At 63.7% G+C, this 21,640-nt stretch carries 13 protein-coding genes and 2 pseudogenes; 1 reads left to right on the top strand and 14 read right to left on the bottom strand.

All coding sequences use genetic code 11. From position 1 onward, the window contains the following. Nucleotides 1-19 precede the first annotated feature (19 nt). From B6K69_RS17595 to B6K69_RS17550, 9 genes are all read right to left on the bottom strand, one after another. Nucleotides 20-2,602, bottom strand: coding sequence for a DEAD/DEAH box helicase (locus tag B6K69_RS17595; RefSeq protein ID WP_123876599.1), 2,583 nt, complete (start codon nucleotides 2,600-2,602; stop codon nucleotides 20-22). After that, nucleotides 2,599-4,545 (bottom strand): phospholipase D-like domain-containing protein, encoded by a 1,947-nt coding sequence (locus tag B6K69_RS17585; RefSeq protein ID WP_123876598.1) that lies wholly within the window; start codon nucleotides 4,543-4,545, stop codon nucleotides 2,599-2,601. Before B6K69_RS17585 ends, B6K69_RS17595 begins: the two co-directional genes overlap by 4 nt. After that, on the bottom strand, nucleotides 4,542-5,858 hold the full coding sequence (locus B6K69_RS17580) for a hypothetical protein (protein ID WP_123876597.1): 1,317 nt from the start codon (nucleotides 5,856-5,858) through the stop codon (nucleotides 4,542-4,544). Before B6K69_RS17580 ends, B6K69_RS17585 begins: the two co-directional genes overlap by 4 nt. Further along, complete coding sequence (locus B6K69_RS17575; RefSeq protein WP_418260614.1) at nucleotides 5,800-8,991, bottom strand: UvrD-helicase domain-containing protein; 3,192 nt, start codon at nucleotides 8,989-8,991, stop codon at nucleotides 5,800-5,802. Before B6K69_RS17575 ends, B6K69_RS17580 begins: the two co-directional genes overlap by 59 nt. Before the next feature lie 2 nt (nucleotides 8,992-8,993). After that, on the bottom strand, nucleotides 8,994-11,540 hold the full coding sequence (locus B6K69_RS17570) for a PD-(D/E)XK nuclease family protein (RefSeq protein WP_108645038.1): 2,547 nt from the start codon (nucleotides 11,538-11,540) through the stop codon (nucleotides 8,994-8,996). 42 nt (nucleotides 11,541-11,582) lie between these two features. Further along, nucleotides 11,583-12,371, bottom strand: coding sequence for a HEPN domain-containing protein (locus B6K69_RS17565; RefSeq protein WP_228156898.1), 789 nt, complete (start codon nucleotides 12,369-12,371; stop codon nucleotides 11,583-11,585). 4 nt (nucleotides 12,372-12,375) lie between these two features. Further along, nucleotides 12,376-13,809 (bottom strand): ADP-ribosylglycohydrolase family protein, encoded by a 1,434-nt coding sequence (locus tag B6K69_RS17560; RefSeq protein ID WP_228156897.1) that lies wholly within the window; start codon nucleotides 13,807-13,809, stop codon nucleotides 12,376-12,378. A gap of 250 nt (nucleotides 13,810-14,059) precedes the next feature. Continuing rightward, nucleotides 14,060-14,995 (bottom strand): helix-turn-helix transcriptional regulator, encoded by a 936-nt coding sequence (locus B6K69_RS17555; protein ID WP_108645035.1) that lies wholly within the window; start codon nucleotides 14,993-14,995, stop codon nucleotides 14,060-14,062. 49 nt (nucleotides 14,996-15,044) lie between these two features. Next, the gene (locus B6K69_RS17550; RefSeq protein WP_164682020.1) at nucleotides 15,045-17,048 is read right to left on the bottom strand and encodes an AAA family ATPase; all 2,004 of its coding nucleotides are present in this window, start codon (nucleotides 17,046-17,048) and stop codon (nucleotides 15,045-15,047) included. A gap of 60 nt (nucleotides 17,049-17,108) precedes the next feature. Between B6K69_RS17550 and B6K69_RS17545 the strand changes: the two are divergent. Then, nucleotides 17,109-17,261 (top strand): annotated as a pseudogene (locus B6K69_RS17545) (IS6 family transposase); the annotation flags it as partial. Nucleotides 17,262-17,332: 71 nt separating this feature from the next. Here B6K69_RS17545 and B6K69_RS17540 read toward each other — a convergent pair. From B6K69_RS17540 to B6K69_RS17520, 5 genes and pseudogenes are all read right to left on the bottom strand, one after another. After that, complete coding sequence (locus tag B6K69_RS17540) at nucleotides 17,333-18,046, bottom strand: glycosyltransferase family 2 protein (protein ID WP_108645033.1); 714 nt, start codon at nucleotides 18,044-18,046, stop codon at nucleotides 17,333-17,335. Further along, nucleotides 18,031-18,606 (bottom strand): DedA family protein, encoded by a 576-nt coding sequence (locus B6K69_RS17535; RefSeq protein ID WP_108645032.1) that lies wholly within the window; start codon nucleotides 18,604-18,606, stop codon nucleotides 18,031-18,033. Before B6K69_RS17535 ends, B6K69_RS17540 begins: the two co-directional genes overlap by 16 nt. Next, a complete protein-coding gene (locus tag B6K69_RS17530) occupies nucleotides 18,593-19,690 on the bottom strand; it encodes a ceramide glucosyltransferase (RefSeq protein ID WP_108645031.1) in 1,098 nt (365 codons plus the stop codon). The genes B6K69_RS17535 and B6K69_RS17530 overlap by 14 nt, the downstream gene beginning before the upstream one ends. Continuing rightward, the gene (locus B6K69_RS17525) at nucleotides 19,687-20,559 is read right to left on the bottom strand and encodes a UDP-2,3-diacylglucosamine diphosphatase (protein ID WP_108645030.1); all 873 of its coding nucleotides are present in this window, start codon (nucleotides 20,557-20,559) and stop codon (nucleotides 19,687-19,689) included. The genes B6K69_RS17530 and B6K69_RS17525 overlap by 4 nt, the downstream gene beginning before the upstream one ends. A 148-nt stretch (nucleotides 20,560-20,707) precedes the next feature. Continuing rightward, nucleotides 20,708-21,639 (bottom strand): annotated as a pseudogene (locus B6K69_RS17520) (IS5 family transposase). Nucleotide 21,640: the final 1 nt, after the last annotated feature.

Here is a 21,640-nt window from a genome sequence, read left to right as displayed (position 1 = left end):
CTGCGAGTTCGACTCGAGATCACATTTCTGGAGCACCCGGCAGAGGAGAGAAGTCGGGAGTTGCGTTGCGAACGACTGCCGCCACTTCGCTTGACGGCAGGCTCCTGGACTTTGCCGAACTGAAGACTTCGCCGTTCATCTGGGCGCGATAGCTGTCCCATCTGTCGTTCAGAACCTCCCAGTTATGCTCGTCGTAGGAGCCGGGGAGTTCGACGAGCAAGATCCGGATCTTCGGCGGTTCAGTGTTGCTACGGTGCTGCGTGACCATCTCTTCCCAGAGCGAGCCGATCCGGTCGACCCGCCCGATCTGTTGCTCGACCACGGCGGGATTCCATTCCGGCTGGAACAGCACCACGGTTCGGCAGGATTTGTGAAGGTTCAGGCCCTCACGGCCAACACTGGATTGCGCGACGAGAACCATGGGCCATCCTGCGCGCCGGTTGAACGCCGTTTGCAGGTGTTGCTTTGCCGTGGGCCCCATACCGCCGGCCAGCCGGCGGGCAAAAAATCCGTTGCGACCATCAAAATCAGTCAGAGCCAGCTTGATGCGTGATGTCAGATCCTGGTCTGGATCCGAGGCTCCGTCTTCGTCCTCCTCGTCGTTGGGCAGGTTTTCCTTTCGAAACGCTTCCCAGGCCTCGGCAACGGTCGAGCGCCCGTGCCGGCATTCTTGATCATCCATGATTTCGATCAGCGCCTGTGTCAGCGGCAGGACAAGCTTTTCCTTCTGCACGGCCAGGCCGATCTGTGGTCCAAGCGTTTCGGTGACATAAATCCTCACCTCGTCGAGGGCTCTGGAACGCTGCGAGCGGTATTTGTCGTATTGTCGCTGCATCAGGCCCGACAGCGTGATGATATCGGCATTGCCCACAAGGTTACGCATATCGGCCATTTGAAGGGCGGCCGCGAGCGCCTCGCGGAAGTGGGCATCCACGGGGATGGTTTCTCCGGGCCAGTGCCAGGTTTTGAACGGGGCATCCGGGTTGTGCGAAAAGATCATCAGGCGCCGGATCATCTCTCGGGCATTCAACAGATCGGTCAGGCGCCGCATTGCCTGGGTGAAGATGCCGAAAACCAGAACCTTTTCCGGGGCCTCTGAAGGTATCGCGACCTCTTCAATCGCCCTGACGGCCGCAAGCAGCGTTGGGTGCGCATAAGGATCGGCGGCGGCAGGTTTCAGTCTTTCCAGCCAAAACCCGGCCCGTTCGCGCCGCCGATCCTCTTGCTGGTTGATGACCGGGTCACGACCGGTATCAGACAGTGTGTGTTCGTCGCTGTCCCGCCAATCGCCTTTCTCCGGCTTCCCCGCCGCATCAAGCGCTGATGCGAGCGAAAATCCACGCGCGAGCGCCAGCCGCAGACGCTTTTGCGCCGCGAGCCCGGTTGCGGGCATGAGCGACAGGGCTTCGACGGCCATCATGGCAACCGACCACTCCTTGCCAGCCACCTCGGCGGTGATCCTTTGACTGCGGTCCCGGTAATCCGGTCCATGGTCGCGGATATAGCGCTCAAGGACGCTGTCATTTCCAGAAACAGCCTTGCGACGGCGTAGCACCCAAGGCGAAAGCTGTTTACGGAATTCCTCTGCGGCGATCCTGAATGAATCTGCGGTCGCCGGGTCGGGCAGAAGCTGGACAGCTTTCGCCGCCGCCAGGAACTGCTCTGATGCCTTGCCACAGGACTGTGCTATGTTGTCATCTACCCCCGCGCGTTGAAGGATCTGCCGCCAGTTATCCGGGCCAAGCTCAAACGGGGTCGCGGTCAGGCAAAGGCGGCGGGGTCGGACATTCTTCACGCGGCCTTGCCGAACCAGACGCATAAGCAATTGCGCAAGCGTGCTGCGGTGGGCGCTCTCACGCTCGGCAGAGGCATCGTCTTTGCTTTTATGCGCCTCGTCGATGATCACCAGATCAAAGCCACCAAGCAGCGACAGCGTGAAGCTGATGAATGCCTCGCGTCCGGGGCCCTTAGATTGCAGCTCTTCAGGTTGCAGTGCATGACCGTTTGCCAATCTGCTCACATGATGACGGATGATCTCCCGTTCGTCTTTGGGGATCAGGCGCGAGAACGCCACGCGCCCGGCAATGCGGTCCTGGTATTGTGTTAGTAGCCACTGGCTGCCCCAGCCATGCTTCATCTGAAAATTCAACAGGCCGTGGGGAAGCAGCAGAACCGGGGCGCTACTCAAGGATCGGCTGTCATCAGAATACAGATCCCGCAAAGAGCGTATTTCGGGGATCTCGGGCGGGTCTTCCTTCGCCGCGAGGAACGTCTTGCGAAATTCATCCCGCCATTGGTGAAGCAGTCCCGGGGGCACGGCCACGACAACGCGCCCGCCGGCGCGGATGACGGCACAGGCCAATGCGACGGCGATCCGGGTTTTGCCCATGCCGACCTCATCGGCAATGATAGCTCCGGGGCGGTTCTTATCGCAGAGACGGTCCTGCAGGGCGGCAAGTGTGGCGCGCTGACCTGCGTCCAGCCAGGTTTGATCGTGGCCACTCCCGGACCCAGACGGCAGCGAGCGGCTGAACCCTTTCAGAAGCTCGTTGATCTGCCGATAAACGCCGGTCCGTTTGTCGTCGCTGGGCCAGATTGTCATGGTGTCACCCCGTCGAAACCCGCAAATTCCCTGACACCCCAGAGCCGCGCCGCCTCGGCATGGGCGTCATGTAGAATGCGGACTTCTTCGTTGTTCAGCCCCAGAGGCATGAACTCGGCGCGACCCAGGTGCCGGAACGGGTTGAGTTGCATCTCCTTCAGGGTGTGCAGGACATCGCCTTCGGTTCGCGCAAGGGAACTTGCATGCTCGATCAGGCGGTTGGCCCAAAGCCTTGTTTGACCTGCTGGCATTTCGGCCTGGACCTCACCCAATGCGGTAATCACGGCCATGAGGCGCCGTGTTGCGTATGTGGCTGGCCTTGCGGTTGCGCTCTGCCCTCTGCTGCCGTTGCGCCTGCCCTCATCGTCTTCGTCGTCTTCAGAGGGCTCGGGTTCGGGCTCGCGGCCGGTGGCTGCCATCTGCATCAGGGCATCCCATACATGCTCAAGCCGCCGATGCTGAGCTTCGGGCACCACCTGCAAGCCGCGTTCATTCAGAACCGGAACCGCGACATTCGCCGTGTCGTCACCGTCAGTAGACCAACGCAGCCGGATCAGGGCGGGCGGCAGTCGCTCTGGATCAAGCGCAATCCTTTCAGACAGGGGCTGCCAGTTGCCTCCCGAATGGCTGAGGCTGATACCACGGAAATCAGGGGGCACAGGGCGCGGCTGCAGCCATTGCCCGGTGCTGTCTTCAGTGAGCGTGAAGTGGGTCAGCGGGCAATCGCCCCTGAATTCACAGGCCATCTCGAAAGGCCCGCCCGCCTTGAGCTTTGTTTCCTTGAGGTCGAGCTCTTCGGAGGCACAATAGGGAAGATGCACATCGGGCCTGTCCGGCCTGTCCACGGGGATCACCACACCGGTTTCAAAATTCCAAAGTCCGGTGCCGGTGGGTGCCCCCATGCCTGCGGGGGTGAGATTGCCCGAACCGATATAGAGCCGGCCTTTGAGCCTGTCTTTCTTTCCCCGATAGATGAATTTGGCGTGGAGCTTGCCCTGCGACCCGTCATTGCCTTCTGGAAACCTTGGGCGAAAGAAACGCCACTGGCGGGCTTTCAGGGCAGCGGCAGCGGTAGCGAGGCCCTGACAGGCATCGGGGTTCAACACGGTAAAGACGGGTTGATCTTCGTCCTTGCCATTCAGGTCACTGACCAGTTCGCGCAGAAAGACCTCTGCGCCCTGTGGCTGTGACGATCCGGCTGGTGCAGGATCGCCGCCGGCAAAAAATCCCGAACCAAGGATGGTGAGCTGATCGGGTCGTAGCCCGCCGAACCGTTCAAGAAGCGGCTTTCGCAACGGCTGATCGAGCGAATGAAAGAAGCGTGGTGTCACACCCGGAGGAGCCTTGAGCGCGTTCAGCAGGCGCAATGTGTCTGCGTAAGGAACCTGCATGGCTTCGCCACCACTTGCCGCAGCCCAAGGGTAAAGCGACAGATGGGGCTGCAGGCTGGTGAACATGTCCCGGGCCACCATGATATCCGCAAGGTTCTGGCTCTCGGCCGCCGGATCCGAATGCGGAAACTCAACAGACCAGAACAGGTCGATGTTTCGCTCTAGGGTTTCTCTGGTCCAGTTGCCGGTCGAGACGACCAGACGAAAGATGTCGCGCCGTGCGGCGGGGTCCTTCGATGTCGGACCAGAGAAATGCAGCAGCGCCACCTTGGCGTGGAAAATACCGCGACCGCGGAACCGCTGGCGCCAACTTGCTGCCAGTGTCACGTGATGCATGCCCGGCGCCCGGTCGGCGGTGATCTGCGGCGATGCGTGATCGGTCATCAGCAAAAGCGCGGGCCGCTGAAAGGTCGTGGCAAAACTGCCGGCGCCGATGGTGAACCGATCGGCGATCTCGCGCATGACGCGACCATCGGCGGTGAAACCGCAGATCCAGCCGAAATGGCCTGTATAACCGGGCGGCGGAGCGAATAGATCAAGCAGAGCTGTCATGCGTCTTGCATCGCTTCCCGCGCAAGCCGGCACAGGTTGTGCAGGCGATAGAGGCGCATGGGCGGCTCGTCCGGTTCGTCGTCAGGCGCGCCATCGCCCGCGGGGCTGCGGTCAGCCTTATGGTCTGGATGCAGGCTGACTGTGCTATCCTCCAGCCGCAGGACAATATCATCTCGTCTGACCAGATCACGCAACAAAGCGGCGTCATCGTCATGTGAGCAAATTTCCATGATAAAGGGTGCCAGCTCCGATGGTGGAGACTGGGGGCCTCGCGGGGCTTTGAACTGGCGTGCCATGGATCGAAGTGAATTCAGCCGATCTTGCAGGGTTTGGCTCTCCAACAACTTGGTAACCCCTGCTCGTCCGCCGTTCGTATCCGAGAGCTGTGCCTGCACCCGGTCAAGGACGACAAAGGCGGCGGCATAGGTCGCGAAAAAGTCCTGCGCCCAATCAAGCCGCGCGGCCTTTGCCGGGTCGCTCTTTGCGACCTGTATGCTGATCGCCGCAGTCATCGCATCGTCATCCAGCGTGGCATCCTTGAGGAGTTCGCGGCAGGCCTGCCATAGCGCGCTGCGCATTGCGCGCTCTTCTTCGACGCCAACACTCGCCATCAAGCCAGAGAAATACTGCCGCAGTTCCACAGGCAGGGGCTGCATCGGGGAAATGAGTTTCAGCTCTTTCTCCCCATGCTTCTCCTTCCAGGACGCACCGCCCAACCATGACCAAAGCTTCGGAATTGCTTTGCTTGTGTCGGCGCGCCCAAGCGCCAAAAGCAGAAACTGTCTCCCCCTGTCGTTCAGCTCAAAACTGTTGAATCGGGTGCTCCTGGCTTCGACCAGGCCAAGTCGGGGAAGGCAGGCACCCATACCCATTCGGATGGGCTGACTGACATAGCCTTGCCCGCGGGCGAGATCTGTCAGCGTTGGCCCCTTGGCCGTTTTGATCCGCCGCAGCTTACGCGCACCACGAATGCGGTAAGCCATGTCATCGTCCACACCATTCCGGATGCAGTGCCAACAGGCCAAGGCCTCGAGCCCTTCGGCAATGGCTGATGGATTGACCTGATTTCCTGCCGCGCGTTGGACGGCTGCGAACTCGATTCCGATCAGGGACCACACGATACTGCGCAGGAATGACAGCCCAGCAAGACCAGGCACCGCGTAATCATTGGCAAAACGCACGACCGCAGCCAACCCAAGGTCGCGGCGATTACGCGGATGGCCAAGGGTCTCGTGCTTTATGATCCCCCAGCTTTCAGACGGGCTCATTTTGCGCAACCATTGTTTCCGGTTCAGCCAGTTCCAGCCATCCATGGTCGATCCAGAACACCGCCACGCCCTGCGGCGGATGTTGGGGGTAAAGCCCGGCCAAAAGCCCAGCATAGCTGGAGAGTTGCGGCCAGTAGGGACCGAAACCTTCTCCGGCTCCGCCAGATTTATGGTCGATCAGCAAGCACCCCTTCGGGCCGATGGCGAGAAGGTCGATGGTGCCGGGGATCTCTGCGCCCTCGGAGGTGTGGCCAAGCACCGGGATCTCTGCACGCAACTCGGTATAGCCCTGCTCGGCAAGCCAGACCTTCAGCGCCGTGGCGCGCTCGGCCACCAGCGCGAGTGTGGCGTCATCGAACCCGGTAGCGGGAGCCAAAGCGGGGGCCAGGTCGGGCCGAGTCAGGTAGGTGCGCAGCGCCAAATGAAGCGCGGTTCCGCGCGTGGCATCGTTCAGCGCCCTCGGCCAGGGCGTTCCGATTTCGATGCGGCGGGCTGTGGGCGGCGCCCCCGCGCTGCGGGTTTGTGAGGGTTGCAGCCGCCAAGGCGTCAGTGGTGTCGCGGGCAAGGGCGCGGCCGCGCCAAAGCGCAGCGCCGGGACAGCCGCGCCGCCTGCACATTCGGTAAATCCCGCCTGCTCAGGCAGTTGCGTGATGATTGCGGGGCAATCCACACCATTGATCCGCAGGCTGCCTGTCCCGATTTTCGGTGTGCAAGTGTCCGACAAGATGTGGAACAAGTTCGTAGCCTCGGGCGTATCCTCTTCGCGTTCCTTGAGGAAACCCGGCCATTCCAGCACCAGCCGGTCGCGGGCGCGGGTCAGGGCGACGTAGAGCAGGTTCTTCGCATTTGCCTCGAAATCCGCGCGGCGGTCCTCGATGAAACGGCGGGCGGCTTCGGGCGCGGCAAAGCCGGGGATGTGGATCAGGGCCGCTGATCCCAGCACCGCCGCCATATCGTCGATGCGGTCCAGCGCATCGAAGCGGGTCGCGGTGGAGCCCGCACGTTCCTCGATACCATAATCGAACTCGGCCACCACGGTGATCGGCCATTCGCGCCCCTTTGAGGCATGCCAGGTCACGATCTCGACCGCTTCGGCGCTGTTCGCAGCCGGGTCGGGGCGGCGGTCAAAGTCCCGCTCTTTCGTACGGGCGTCGAGCCAGCCGAGAAAGACCTTCGCCGTCTCGCCATGAAAGCCCGAGGCAGATTTAAGGTCGCGATGCGCGGCCTCGAATTCGCCCGCCTCCGCCTCAAGCCGCAGAAGATCGGCACGGGACTGGGCGGCGTCGCGCTGACGCTCGGCCCAGAGCCGCAGGCCGCTGGCCTCAAGCACCAGATCAAGCCCCGCACTCACCGGCAGGCGGGCCAGAACGCCCGAGAGCGCGGCGAGCCGCATCAGCACCGGATCATCCGCCAGCCGCCCGTCGATCTGGGCGGAAAGCGCCTCCTGCAAAGGCAGCGGATCCGGGCCAAGCGTGCGCAGCAACAACCCGGCATGGATGTCCGCCGGGTTGGCGGCAAAGGCCATCGCCGCCCGGGCCGCGATAATCGCCGGGCTTTTCGCCCAGCCATCCTCGGCGATCCGCACGGGAACGCCGCGGGCGCGAAGTTCCTCGGCATAGCGGGCAGCGGTGGTGTGGCGACAGACGAGCAGCGCGATATCCGAAGGCCGCGCCGGCCGGGCTGCCTTTGTGTGGCGGTCGGTGATGGTCTCAGTATCGGTTAGGATACGGGCGATGCGCTCGGCGATGTGTTCTGGGGGCTGTGAATACTTTTGTGAGCGCCGTCCCTGCGTAGCGTTCAGCACCTCGATCGCGGGGCCTGCGACCGGGCCTCGGGTCGGCGCCAGCGGGTTATAGCCCGCGCCGAACAGCCCCGCCCCCATCGCATTGACGAATTGCATCATCGCAGGGGTTGATCGCCAGTTGCGGTCCAAAGGCTGGGTCGCATCTGGATTTGCCGCGGCCAAGGCTGTCGAGAGGCGCGGGTCAGCCCCCTGAAAGCCCATGATCGATTGTTTCACATCGCCCACCAGCAAAGTGCGCGGCGCATGCTGGCCAAGCTGCCACAATAGCGCGAACTGCACCGGGTTGGTGTCCTGGAATTCGTCGATGATGACGCAGTCGATCTCATCCAGCACTGCCTGACGCACGGCTGGGTCGGTGCGCAAGAGCCGCTCCGCCCCGGTGATCATATCGGCGAAGTCGATCAAGCCGAGCGCCTTCTTGCGGGTCTCATAGGCCGCCATCACCTCTTGCGCACAGGCGATCAGGCATTGGAGATGCAGCTTGGCATCCGCAAGCGGGCCGGGATGGGAGGGCAGAACATCCGCTGCCGCCATGATGGCAATAGCGAGATCGTCATAGCCCTCGGGCGTTTTCGTGCGGCTGTTCGAGGTGAAAAGCCCGCGCAAGTTCTGCCATATACCCCAATCACGGGCCAAAAGCCCCGGGTCCCGCGCCACCCACCGGAAAAGTTCGAGGTCTTTCTCCAGCGTTTCCTTCGGACCTTTGGCCGTGACGGTGGCCATGCCGCCTTCGGGGAAAGCCGAGATCATGGCCAGCACGGCGGCCTCGAGTGTGGCACCTGCCGTCCCCGGATCATCCAGTACCGGCCCATAAACCACATCCATCCGCGCCAGCGCCGGGGCGATCAGGCCGGGGTCAAGCCCCTTGTCGCCCAGGCCGCGCAACAGGTCGATCATCGACAACACCCGCCCGCGCAGAGCATCCTCGACCGTCTCGCCCTTTTGCCGGTTCGGGGCGTAGCCAAACCGCTCGGGCTCGGCCTTGATCGGGTCCAGCGCCTTGGCATGGGCCAGCGCCTGACGGATCAGCAGATCCCGCTCGGCATCGCCCAGATGGCGCGGCTGCGGCGAAGCACCCGCTGCCAGCGCATGTTCTGTCAGAAGACGCAGGCCCAGCCCGTGGATGGTCGAGACATAGGCGCGTTCGACCGCCATAGCCTCGGTGACCGGCCTATCGGCCAATAGGCCTGAGCGGATACGCTCGCGCAATTCACCCGCCGCCGCCTCGGTGAAGGTCACGGCGAGGATACGCTCGGGCCGGACAACGTCGCGTTTGACCCAGTCCGACAACTGGGTCTTGATGCGGTGGGTCTTGCCCGCGCCGGCACCGGCCGGAACGATGACCAGACCATGATCTGCATTGACGGGGGCCATGGTCATTCCTCCTCGAGAGTGCGGATGAAGGCGGTGACAAGGGCGGATCCATCGGTCAGCGCATAGGGGGTGAAGCCCGCCTCTTTCTTGAAGAACCCTTCATCTGCCGAAGTGTTCAGCACCACCCGGCCCGCGCCGAGTTCGGCCAGCCGTTCTGCCAGCTTTGCCACCGCGCCGGCATTCACCGCATCGCCCATATCGCGGGCGGGAGAGCCTTCGGGCAAGGCGAGGCCCGAAGTCAGCAACCCGCCATCATTCATCATGTGATAGGCCACTGCCACCTTTCTGCCGATCAGCGGGTCCATCCCGTCATTCTCGCGCCGAATGGGGCGCGCGATCATATCGGCGTAAAGCCCGGCCTGCAGATCCCAACCGGCCTCCATCCGCTGCCGCCGCCCCTTGGTGCCGCTTTTCTTGTGGTCAACGATCAAGAGCGTACCATTGGGCAACTCAAGGATGGCATCGGCCTTGCCGTGCAGGTTGATGCCATGCGCCTCACCGGCCAGCCAAATCTCGTTGCCGATGATCTTCGCCTTGAGCGCCAAGAGGTGGTCGCGCCAGCGCAGGGCTGCTGCCATGATCTCACGCTCGAGCCCGCGGCGCTCCATCTCCCATGACGGGCTGCGCAGATAGCCCGCGTGACGGGTGAGGGCGCGGTCATAAGCCTCGGGGATGGCTGCGGTCAGCGCGCCCGGGTCGGGGATCGGTTGGTCTTTAAGGAATACATGTTCAAAGACATCATGGGCGATATTACCCTTGGCCATAACGTCGAGTTCCTCTGCCGACCAGGACATGTCCCCGGCCCCGACCTCGGCCAGAAGCCAGGCGAGCGGGCTGACAAGCAGCGTCTCGAGCCGCGAGGGCGATTGCGGTTTGGCGGTGCCGTCATCGCGCCGCCGCAGGGACAGGAGATCATGCCCGGCGAAATCGAGAGCCTCGGGCAGTTCGGCGGGTTCCGGCACCGGCGCGAGGCTGTGATACGCGACCGGCCAATCGGCGGGGTTCAGGCGCGACAGATCAATGATGAGGTCCGCAGCATTCTCGACGCCCGCCACGGCCCGCGCCAGGAGCGAAAGACCTGCCGAAGGTTGCAAGCGCCCGCCTGCCAGATCGCGCCATGGGATCAGGAAGGTGACGCTGCCGGATACGGCCTGGAGCTGTTGGTCAAATAGCTGCAGGCCATGCGCCAGCCCCTCGGCCCGGCCGCGCAGCGCAAGGCCGGTTGCCGCGCGGATCGCCGCCATCTCGCTGTCAAGGAACAGCGGATTGGCACGCGGACGGGTGGGGTAAAGTCCATCGGAGAAATCGCTGAGAATCAGATGGCGGCATGGGCGCCACGGGCTCTCATGCGCGGACCATAGACTGACACCTTCAAGATTGCGGTCCGGATCCGCGGCCTTGGGTGGCGCGAACTGAATCCCGCGCAAGATCGCCTCCCAATCCGGCGTGCCTTCGCCGGGTGGCACGGACAGCCGCGCGCGGACCTGATCGCCCTGCCCGATCCGCTCACAGATCCGGTCCAGCAGGAATCGCAACTGGTGCAGGCCACCCGCCGAGGCGCGGATGTCGTCCCACAACTCCTTGTGCGCGGGCGTGGCAGTAAGAATGGCACCGCGGAAATCGCCCCCCATCAGGCTTTCGGCCAGATCGCGCCCGGTCTGCGCCGCCCAGGGCATCAACGGCGAAAGAGCAAGGCTCGCCAGCACCATCGCGGGCGTCGGCGGGCGTTTGGCCAGAGCCAAATGCAAGGCAGTCTCGCCAATGAGGTCACGCTCGGGCAAATGACCTGGCAGGCCTGAGAGCGGAACGCCCTGCGCTGCAAAAGCGCGGGCAAGCTGGCGGGGGTCGTCACCAGTCAGCACGGCGATTTCACGGGCCGGAATGCCTGCCTCAATCAGCGCGCGGGCACGGGCTGCGGCAAAATCGGCGCAGGCAGCGGGGTCGCGCAGCCCAAAGAACGCGAGACTGTCATCCAAAACTCCGGCTTTGACTTCCTGCGCCGAAACACCGCCCTGCAGCGCGTGAAGGCGGCTGTCGATCGGCGCCGCTGGCCTGTAAGGGCTTGTTGGAACAGTACCAAATTCATCCTGTAGCCGCGCATAGAGCTCCTTGATCGCCGCCGGCGCCAGCGGATCAAGCGAGCTGTCGACCACCGGAACGGGATCAAGAAACCGTCCATGCGGCAGGGTCAGCACATGGCGTATCGGCGCCAACCCCTCGGGCAGCGCATCCCCCAGCCTCTGCCACAGTCCAATCAGCGCCAAGAGATGCCGCTTGGCGCGGCCAGGGGGCAGGTGATCGACGGTCGGCGCCTTCAAGCCCGGCGTTGCCAACACCAGATCCGTCAGCGCGGCTGTCACCGCCGAAATCGTCTCGACCGGGGCGTTAGCGAGGCTCTCGGCCCAGACCGGATCAGGCAGCTCCACAATGGCGCGACCGGGCGCCCATTCGGCAGCGATGGGGGCCAGGGACAGTTCGGCAAGGCCGGTATCGGTCAGGCGAAATTGCAGGCCAGAGCGGGGATCAGCGACAAGGAAAGGATAGTGCATGAAGTGTTCAGTCCAAAATTGAGATCGGGTAGCTCTACGCGCTCATTCGATCACTGGATAATGGGCGGCACCCCAATCCCGATCCGTTGCCGATACCATCGTGTCGATAAAGATCGGCATCAGACAGTGCAGGATTTCAGTGCCGTCCGTGACTTGATTGCGATTGACCCGGCTGCCCCAGGTTGCGCCGCCATGGATCAATTGGTTGCGCAGGACATAGAGCCTGTCGAAGATGATCGAGAGAACCAGAGGCGTATTCTCGCGTTCAATCGCTTCGCGGGCGATCTCTTTGGCCCTGTCGAACCGCTCTTGCCAATCCGCAAAGGACAAGTCTCCATTGTGGAACCGCCAGAACGGGTTGAAGATGAAGCGGTTGTCCAGAAGGCGCGCAATCAGCCCTTCGTGCTGATACCAGAGTTCATGGGCAATACGACCGTTCGGGTCGGCTGCGACCAGCGCGGTAAAGAAATCATGAAATGCCGACCGCGCCGGACCGCCCGGATCATTCCCCAGATCGCGAGCATAAGCTGCATTGAAGGAAATCCACGCAAAAATGAAAGCTGCATCGGGATCTGTATCGAAAACCTCATCAGAGCGGCAAAGCCAGGTAACCGCACGGTGGCTGCGCAAATTCAGATCGGCGGGGTTCTTGTCACGCAGACGCCGCAGCTTCTCACGAAGATAGTTGAATTGTGACATGCGGTTGCAAGGCTCAAGCTGGAATGACTTTCGCCGTTCATGAAGCCCATCCTCGGTGTCGTGGTCAATGCGGAAAGAGAGCAGCGGATTTTCATGACTTGCTGCGCGGAGCGGGTCTCTCACTTGTGCCATCAGCTCAACCGCCCGGATAGAATTCAGACAGCATCTCTGCAGCGAGCGGATCCTGCGCAAGTCTGGCATGGTCTTGGGCCAACCTGCGAATGACATCCGCGCCCTGGATCGTGCTGGCCCAAGGGTGGGACAGAACCGCATCCAGATCCATGACACCCAGCATGTTGCCCGCAATTGCACCGGTGGAATCGCTGTCGCCGCCATGCGTCACCGCGATGCGCAAGCTGTCGTCCAGATCCTCGCCGGCAAGGCAAGCATAGAGCGCGATGGATAGCGCCTCATCGGCGGTCCAGCCGCCGCCAAGGCTTTCAACGGTCTCCGACCGACCATCCCGTGGAGCGGCAAGAGCCGCATGAATGGCGCGGGATGTCTCTTCGCCCCCCTCCAGTTGAGCATATACTGTGGCGATACGCCTCGCGGTGGCCTCAAGGGCTTCACCTGCGGCCACATCGGCCAGCATCTCGGCCCAGGCCGCAGCGGCCAACTGGCCGGTTATATGCCCATGGGTCAGAGCCGAGGTTTCAATTGCCCAAGGCCGCACCTGCCCCCGAGAGGCCATCAGCGCGATGGGGGCCACGCGCATGATCGTGCCGCAGCCCTTGCTGCCGTTGCGGGCGAGATCGCCGAAATGCCTCGCAGCGCCAAGCGCGGACATGCAGGTCATGCCAGGCGCACATTGCCGCCAGAGGCGGCGGTCTTCGATCAGACCGATATCGTCGGTCTCCATCCGGGGTTGGGCACCTTGGGTTCGATACCAACGCACAAGGGCATGGTGGACGACCGAAGGTGGGTGGCAGATGCCGCGCAATTGACCCCTGATCTGCGCCCGGATCATTCCTTCGGCAGTGAAGAGGGTCATCTGCGTGTCATCGGTGATCGCGCCGCGTTGCCCGGCATAGGATGGCAGATCGTGCAGCCCGGCCGGGAAGCGCCTCTGAATAGAGGCCAGCGACTGGAACTCGATATCCGCCCCGAGACTGTCCCCCATGGCGCCGCCAAGTAGACAGGCTTGCATAACCTTTGCACCCGCCATCATATCTTGGGCGTGCAACCAATCTTCCTGTGCCTGCGTCTCGATGGCGCCGGGCCGCGCGGATCGCACAATCCCAATTGCCCCTGTTGCAGTCTCGCCGCGTTCGATCAGCAGACATGCGGCGATGGTTCCGGCGCGGCCCAGGCCGCCCCGGCAATGGATCAGCACCTTGCTGCCGCGCTCGACCCGGTCATGGATCCGCGCTGATATGCGGCGCCAATCAGGGTCGGTCTCCGGCCCAGGCACATCGAGGTCACGGATCGGGAAGTGCAGCCATTCGATGCCACGCGCTTTGACCGCCTCGCCCAAGCCCCGGACGCTCAGCAGGTCAAACTCATGATCCTCGATCAGAGTAATGAGCATTGCTGTGCCCCAGGCAGAAATCGCAGCAAGGTCAATCGCCATGTCCCGCGCCCATGGGGCCCCAAAAACACTCTCGCCTTGCTTGCCGGGGCAAGGCGCCAGACCGATATGACCATTGGCCAGCGGAAGCTGGTCAATGCGAAGGGGGTGGGTGGTACTGGTGCGCGTCAAATCATGCTCCGTTGAAAGGGGATATCCGAATGTTATTGAGTCGATGCGTCAAAAACGGTCGCATTGCACTTTGCTTGTGGCGGGGCGGCCCAATCGGGCTGGGGAGCAACCGGCGCGCGGATCAAACTGGTGATAGCACCTCGACCCGGTCACCCCATCGCGCCAGATACCATTCCATTTCCTGCCGCCCCCCGGCTCTGAACCGCACCATCAGGGAGCCGTCCTCCAGACGCTCCAGGCACTGTTTCGGATGGAACACATATCCCGCAGCCTCCTCCGCGACGTCGGGCAGAAAGCGCCATTCGACATCTTGAGGCTCTTCGCGCCAGATGCCGAAGCTTTCCGAAAGCCATTCCTGCAGATCAAAGCTTTCCGGACGGGAATAGGTGTCGCTCTCCAAGGAAATGCGCTCGAATCCTGCCAGCGCGAACAGCCGCAAATCGTCCTGATATTCGCTCCATCCCAGCAGGTATTGTCGTCCCTGACCGAACAGCATGGCAATCGGCCCGATGCGCGTGTTTCGCGACAGCTTGCCCGTGCCGCGGGCGCGGTGGTCAGCCGAGATCATGACGCCCGCGAGGATCGCCTCGCGCAGGGCCGACAGAATCTCCGGCGCGATCTTTTCGCGCGGGCCGGGGCGGAAAGCGACACCATCGGCCGTGAGCTGCGCCTCGAGATCCGCCGCGATTGTCCGGCGACGATCGGCGCGGAACATGGCCTGCACCTTGGCAAGCAGCCGCTCCAGAGTCTCGGCAGTCGCCTCATCGCCTTCGCGCCGTGCGATGGCAGCAGCCCGGTGGCCCGCAGTCAGTTCGTCCAGAGTGGGCTCGATCATGCGCCCCAGTGTGCCCGGCGGAAATCGCCAATACTTCCGACCGTGATCGCCCGGGATTTCCTCAACCTGAGGATAGGCATTGCGGACCGCGTCGCGCATACGCTCCGCCGTGCGGCGTGAGACGGCAAATTCGCGCGCGATATCGGCAAGACAGATCCCTTCGGCCGATCCCTGCATCATTAGAGCGAGTTTCTGCAGATCTTCCTGACGAGCGTAACGCATGGGGCCTCCGGGCAATACCACGCCACCTTCGTGGCGCGGTATAGGGGCGTCAACGGCCAAAGCCGATCGGTCGCGATGCTCCCTCCTTCGCTGCGGCTTCGCGCGTCAGTTCATTCAGGATTTGCGCAGGCCTTGTTTCGCCCATTGCTCGCATCCGGCGTGCGACATTGGCGAAATCGCCCGGCGCCAGCCGTTCAAGCCGCGTGAGACCATCAGGCGGCGTCGCGTCGAAATGCACCCGCCAGGCCGCCACCAGCTGTGCGCCCGACAGCGTTTCGAAACGAATGCGGAAGGTGAAGCGCCGCTGAGTTGCGGGGTCGAGCTTCTCCACCAGATTGGTGGTGCAGACGAAGGGCAGCGGGTGGCTTTCCATCCAGGTCAGCATTTCATTCACTTGGGAGACCTCCCAACTACGTTGGGCGTTGCGGCGATCAGCCAAAAGGCTGTCTGCCTCGTCGAAAATCAGAAGCGCCCCCTCGGTACGCGCTTCGGCAAAGGCGCGGGCGATGTTTTGCTCGCTCTCGCCGAGCCATTTCGAGATCAGGTCCGAGGCGCGTTTTTCGACCACCGGCATACCGATCTGCCGCGCCAGATGCCGCGCCCAGGCGCTTTTGCCGGTGCCTGCGGGACCGTCGAGGCAGAAGCTGACCCGCCGTGGCGCATCCGGCGCCGCAAGCCGCACCTCTAGCAGCGCGAGGTCAATATCGGTATTGGCCAGTCCCGGCTGCCACGGCACCTCGGAGTGATGGCGCGGCGGAGCATCGATGCCGCCCTTCGCCAGCCGGGCCGCAGCATCCAGCACATCGCTGACCGTCTGATCGCCGCCCTCACACAGCCGGGCGACACGCATCGCATCCGAGACCAGCGCCGGAGCCTGATCGTGCCGAGCCGCGAGGTTCGGCAAGCGGGTCGCAGGGATTCCCACCCCATGCCGCGCATCCAGCCGCTGCCAGATCCGCGCCCGGACCCGGCCGGAAGGGGGCCGCATCAGCGTTGAATAGCTCATCCGACGCAGGAAGGCCGGATCACAGCTTTCCACTGAGTTCGTTGTCCAGATCACCGGGATCGGGTTCGTCTCCAGCATCCGGTTGGTATGGACCTTCGACGGTCGGTCATTACCGAAGAACGGATTGCCAGCGCCGAACACATCCTCCATTTCATCGAACAGGAGAATCGTGTCGCCGCGTTCTCCGAACATCCGGCAGGCCAGACCCATCTCGGCAATACGTTCGCGGCGAGAGGGTTCGCCGCCCTCATCATCAGTTTCGCCCACGGCACGCAGTTCCGCACCGATATCATGGGCCAGCACTTTCGCGAACTCGGTCTTTCCGGTCCCTGGGGGGCCATAGAGGAGGATGTTCACCCCCTTTTCCCGCGTGGCCATTGCACGGACGATCAGGTCGCGCATGATCCCGGCATCTTTCCCCAGCCCCTCGAAGTCCTGCCATTCGGCCTCAGGCGCTGTGGCTAAGGGAAACATCAGCCCGATCAGATCACCGACACCCTCCACATCCGCCAACAGCGTAGCCAGAAGCCTGGCTGACAGGTCGAAGGGCATAGGGTTGTAACGCCCCGGACAGTTCCGTTGGACAAGTCCGGACAGGGAGAGCCTTCCCGATGGCCGCAGGGCAGCCCTGATCTCTGGCTCCCCCGCTTTGCAGAACCCCGAAAGCAGCAGCGGAACGGTGACTTCTTTCGTTTCGAGTGCCCCATTGACCACATGCTGGAATCCATCGAACACCTTGTAATGTCCGACGAAGGTCAGAATACCCACTTCAACTTGCGTGAGGCCGAAATGCGCGCCGAGAATGGCGCAGTTTCTGGTCAGGACATCGCCCTCACCATCGCAGTCTTTCGGCACCAGATTGCGGCTTATCTGACGGATCTTCTCCCACCAGATCGCACCGGGCCGTGTTCGCGGCCTTTCGGGGCACTCGATCGCGGTCACATACTCCAGCCAGCTGGGCAGTTCCTTTGCAACGCGGCTTGCGGGACCGAAGCGGCCTGCAAGGCGGGCGATAAGGTCGAGGGTCAGGTATAATTCATGGTGCATGCGGCTCTCCATCGGTTGATAGAGAGGTAAGGATCGGATGCGACAGATTTGGACGCACCCAAGCGGATCACCAGCCCGATGCGAGGCTTCAAGGCTTTCAATTCCGCAGCAGCAACCATCGCTGGGATCGAGGCCGCGCACATGATCCGCAAGGGACAGATCCCGGCCAATGGTCTCAACGCCTTCCAGCAGTTCGCCGCTCTCGCAGCATAGTCATGCCCGCAGCTTGCCTCCATTCAACGGCTGCAAAAGTTTGCAACAGAACCGGTTTCCGTGCCGGGGCATCAGGTTCCCGTGGCCTGGACAGTTTGCGGGCGGCGCAGGTGGCTGAGGCGGCGCATCTGCCAGATCTGGTGGGCCGTGCGGTGCAAGGGCACGGTTGCGAAGATGTCGCGCAGCATCGCCAGATCAGCCCGCAGCCCCGCCAGAAGCCCGCGTTTTGCGGGCTTGAACGGGCTTGCCACGCCGGGCCAGCGCACCACCGCGATGCGGGCGCGGGCGGCGATCCAGCCGGCGTTCAGTGCCACTTCAAGCCCGAAGCGCGGCAGGCTGTTCAGCGCTTCGGCTGCGGGCAGCAGGCGGCGCGGCAGCACCCGTTCGCCCGAGATATAGTCTATGCCGATCACTCGCCACAGCATGGGCGCATTGCGGCGCAGGCTGAGCGACACATCGGCCTGCCCGGTCAGCACCGGGCGGATCAGTGCGGACAGATGGTCGGGTGCCAGCCCCAAAAGATCGCTGTCCAGAAACAGCAGCAAGTCGTGCGCAGCGGCCTGCACGCCCGCGGCAATGGCCGCCGTCTTGCCGCCATTCTGCGCCAGCGCGATCAGCCTTGCACCGGGATGGCCGGCCACAACGGTGGCGGTGCCATCGGTCGAACCGTCATCGACGACGATCACCTCGTCAATCAGCGGATGATCCAGCACGCAGGCCAGCACCGCGCCTATGCGGGGCGCCTCGTTATAGGCGGGCAGGATGCAGCTTAATCTTGCGGGCATGACCGTCTCCGCAGCATCCAGAGCAAGGCCAGCGCCACCGGCAGGACCAGCAACAGCGCGCCGCGATCCAGCCACAGCGCCACCCGGTCAAGGGCGTCGCCGGCGAACCAGCCAAGCGCCATCAGCAGGGCGGTCTTGGGCAGGGCGGCGATAAGATTATAGGCCAGAAAGGGCAGGACCGGCATCCGTGCCACGCCTGCAGCCACCAGCACCACCGCGCCGACCGAATGCGTCAGCTTGCCGATCACCAGAATCCGTCCACCCTGTCGGGCAAACTGCTGGGCCAGCGCGAGAGTCCGGGCTGTGCCAAGGCCCAGCCGGTGGCGCCAGCGCGGAGGAATCCGGGCCAGACCGCGGCGGCCGATCAGGTAATGGCCAAGGTCGCCCAGAAGATCGCCCGCCACCAGAACAAGGGCCAGCGGCAGCAGGTCGAACACGCCCTTGCTGGCCAGGAAGGCGGCCAGAACGGTGATGACCGGCCCTTCAAGGACCGAGACGAGGGCCACGATCCACAGGCCCTGATCGGCCAGCGGGCCGAGCAGCGCCTCAGGCGGGATCATGCGCGACCTCCATCGCGGTACCACGCCAGTCAAAGCCGCGCCGCGCCCAGGTGGCCAGCCACAGCGCCGGCAGCATCAGATCGCGCAACACCATTGCCGCCAGATCGCGGGGGCCGGCCGGCCAGCCGGCCAGCTGGGACAAGGCGAGTTCGGCGCCATACCACAGCGCAAGGAAGAGCAGCACCGCGCCAGGGGCAAGGCCGGCCAGCAGCAGCGCCGGGGGCAGGGCGCCCAGCAGAATCTCGGGCAGGAACAGCAGCGGAAAGCCGTCGCGCCGCACCCGCGACCAGCGAAGCTGCCGGTCCCAGACCGCGCGCAGGCGGCGTTGCCCGACCGGCTGGGAAAAAACCTGCCGGGTCAGCCGCACCTTGCGCCCCGCTTCGCGCACCAGCTTGGTGAAGGCCACGTCCTCGGCCAGATTGCGGCCAAGGGCGGCAAGGCCACCAGCGGCATCCAGCCAGGCTTTCTCGACAAACAGCGTCTTCCCTTGGGCGAAGCCAAGCCCCGCACTGTCGGCGGCCAGTTGCCAGCGTGCCTGAAAGCCGTTCAGGAAGGCACATTCCACCGCCCCCCACAGGTTGCCGGGGCGCAGGCCGGCGGGCGGGCTGGTGACAAGGCCGCAATCAGGCGTCCAGGCCTCCAACAGCCGGTCCAGATAGTCGGGGGGCAGCAGAAGGTTGGCGTCGGCCATGGCGATATGGCTGCCCTCCGCCACTGCCCAGCCCTTCACAAGGTTGTTCAGCTTTGGGTTGCCGGTCACCGCATCGTTTCCGATCAGCAGCCGCGCGCGCACGCCCGGAGGCCGGGCGATCATCCCGCGCAGCGCCGCGCAAGCGGGGTCCGCATCCTGGGCGACGCAGAAGATTATCTCGTAGGATGGATAGGTCAGGTGGAACGAGCTTTCCAGCGTTTCGCTGTCGAACCGGTCCAGCCCGCAGACCGGGCGCAACAGGGTGATGAAGGGGCGATGGGCGGGCTGTTTCGGGCGACCCGGCAGGTAACGCCGGGCGGCAAAGGCGGCGGTGGCCAAATGCAGCAGCGTCAGGCTGGCAACAAGTGTCGCGACAAGGGCGGATGTGATCATGTCGCGTACCCGTGCAGGGCTGCGCTGGCGGTCTGCGGCTGCGGGACGGGCACCCATTCCAGCAGTTGCAACGTGCCGTCCTCGGTTTCGCCAAGGGCGGTCAGGCTGTCGACCCAGTCGCCGCAATTGGCATAGGTGCGGCCCGCGTGGTCGCGCAGAGCTGCGCGGTGGAAGTGGCCGCAGATCACGCCGTCATGCCCGCTGTCGCGCGCCAGCCGCACCAACCGCTGCTCGAATCCGTTCCCGACCAGAACCAGCGCGTTCACCGCCCGGCGCAGCATATCAAGAAAGCTCTGCTCGGCCCGGCTGCCGGTGGCGCGCAGCAAGGCGCGGTCCAGCCGGCGCAGCGCGGCCTCGATCCGGCTGCCAAGGCGGGTCAGCAGGTGCCATTTCAGGATGCGCGCGTCGCACTGGTCGCCATGCAGCACCAGATAGCGCCGGCCGTCGGCTGCCATATGGGTCACGCTGTCGTGCAGTTCAAAGGCCCCGCCGCGCAGGATGCGGTCGCCGATGCCGACGAAGTTGCGCATCGCGGCATCGTGGTTGCCGGGCAGATAGACCACCCGCGTCCCTGCCGCCGCGCGGTCGGCCAGTTCGGACAGGATCGCGTCATGGTCGGGCGACCAGGTGACCAGCCCGACATGCCAGATGTCGAAGATGTCTCCGACAAGGTAGATCGTCCCGCAGTCGGTGCCGCGCAGGAAGGCCAGGAAGTCGCCCGCTCTTGCGCCGCTGCTGCCCAGATGCAGGTCCGAGACAAAGAGGCTGCGAAGATGGCGTTGCCTGAGCGGGGAGGGTTTGGCCGGGCGCAAGGGCGCGCGGGAAGAGAGAAGACGCTTGAGGGACGATGTTTGGAACGACTGATCCATGGCGGTTCCTAGCCTCTGCTGCTTTTGCATCAGACCAAACCCCACAAGGTGACCCGCGTATGACACCTGTGTCCCGACCGTGTGACACTGCGGCAGCATTGTTGCGTAACTCACGCCTGAGGCATGATGGCCCCTTTCCCCTTCAGCATCAGGCCACGCGAACGATCTCGGCCGTTCCAAGGGCCGAGAAGCGGTTCATCAGTGCGATGCGGATCTGGATTTCAGCGGTCTGGCGGTGAGGTTCTCTTGCTGCGATGCGTTCACCGAAGGCCTTCAGGCACCGCATTTTCGCCTCGATGCGACTGCGGCCATGGTCTCCCGTCCAGCGCTTCCAGAATGCCCGGCCATAGTGCCGGGTGGCACGCAGGGTTTCGTTTCTGGCGATTGCGGCCGGGCAGTCCGTTTTCCAGGGTCGACCGTTCTTGCGGATCGGAATGATCGCGGTGGCCTGGCGGTCGATGATGGCGGTGTGACAGCGGCGGGTGTCATAGGCACCATCGGCGGTCACGGTGCCGATGTCTTCGTCCTCGGGGATTTGGTTGAGCAGTTCCGGCAGGACCGGACTGTCGCCATCGCTGCTGGAGGTGAACTTCATCGCGCGGATGTTCGAGGGGCGGTATCCATGGCCAGATGCACCTTACGCCACTGGCGTCGGCCCTGAACACCATGCTTTCGGGTCTGCCACTCGCCATCACCGAGGAACTTGATGCCAGTGCTGTCGACGAGCAGGCTCAGGGGGCCATCGGCGCGCCGATAGGGGATCTGGACGGCCAAGGTCTTCTGCCTCCGGCACAGGGTCGTATAGTCTGGCACGGCCCAGTCCAGGCCAGCCATCTTCAGCAGACTGGCCACCATCCCGGTCGTCTGCCTGAGCGGCAGCTTGAACAAGACCTTTATCGTCAGGCAGAACTGGATCGCCGCGTCCGCAAATGCCGGAGGCCGACCGGGGCTGCCGTCATGCGGCGCAAGCCAGGGCATGTCCTTGTCCAGCCAGATCAGCAAGGATCTGCGCTTGCGCAGAGACGCCGTGTAACTGGACCGGTTCGTCGTGCGGTAGCGGGCGGGTGATGGCTTGCTCATG

Origin of the sequence: Pseudogemmobacter blasticus, from assembly GCF_003071405.1 — a bacterium.
GTDB lineage: Bacteria > Pseudomonadota > Alphaproteobacteria > Rhodobacterales > Rhodobacteraceae > Pseudogemmobacter > Pseudogemmobacter blasticus.
This window is presented reverse-complemented; position numbering and strand designations above follow the sequence as displayed.

What these genes read in the sequence shown, in the direction of transcription:
- B6K69_RS17595 (WP_123876599.1), bottom strand. Translation starts at nt 2,602, where the DNA reads ATGACAATCTGGCCCAGCGACGACAAACGGACCGGCGTTTATCGGCAG.
- B6K69_RS17585 (WP_123876598.1), bottom strand. Translation starts at nt 4,545, where the DNA reads ATGACAGCTCTGCTTGATCTATTCGCTCCGCCGCCCGGTTATACAGGC.
- B6K69_RS17580 (WP_123876597.1), bottom strand. Translation starts at nt 5,858, where the DNA reads ATGGATGGCTGGAACTGGCTGAACCGGAAACAATGGTTGCGCAAAATG.
- B6K69_RS17575 (WP_418260614.1), bottom strand. Translation starts at nt 8,991, where the DNA reads ATGGCCCCCGTCAATGCAGATCATGGTCTGGTCATCGTTCCGGCCGGT.
- B6K69_RS17570 (WP_108645038.1), bottom strand. Translation starts at nt 11,540, where the DNA reads ATGCACTATCCTTTCCTTGTCGCTGATCCCCGCTCTGGCCTGCAATTT.
- B6K69_RS17565 (WP_228156898.1), bottom strand. Translation starts at nt 12,371, where the DNA reads ATGGCACAAGTGAGAGACCCGCTCCGCGCAGCAAGTCATGAAAATCCG.
- B6K69_RS17560 (WP_228156897.1), bottom strand. Translation starts at nt 13,809, where the DNA reads ATGGCGATTGACCTTGCTGCGATTTCTGCCTGGGGCACAGCAATGCTC.
- B6K69_RS17555 (WP_108645035.1), bottom strand. Translation starts at nt 14,995, where the DNA reads ATGCGTTACGCTCGTCAGGAAGATCTGCAGAAACTCGCTCTAATGATG.
- B6K69_RS17550 (WP_164682020.1), bottom strand. Translation starts at nt 17,048, where the DNA reads ATGCACCATGAATTATACCTGACCCTCGACCTTATCGCCCGCCTTGCA.
- B6K69_RS17540 (WP_108645033.1), bottom strand. Translation starts at nt 18,046, where the DNA reads ATGCCCGCAAGATTAAGCTGCATCCTGCCCGCCTATAACGAGGCGCCC.
- B6K69_RS17535 (WP_108645032.1), bottom strand. Translation starts at nt 18,606, where the DNA reads ATGATCCCGCCTGAGGCGCTGCTCGGCCCGCTGGCCGATCAGGGCCTG.
- B6K69_RS17530 (WP_108645031.1), bottom strand. Translation starts at nt 19,690, where the DNA reads ATGATCACATCCGCCCTTGTCGCGACACTTGTTGCCAGCCTGACGCTG.
- B6K69_RS17525 (WP_108645030.1), bottom strand. Translation starts at nt 20,559, where the DNA reads ATGGATCAGTCGTTCCAAACATCGTCCCTCAAGCGTCTTCTCTCTTCC.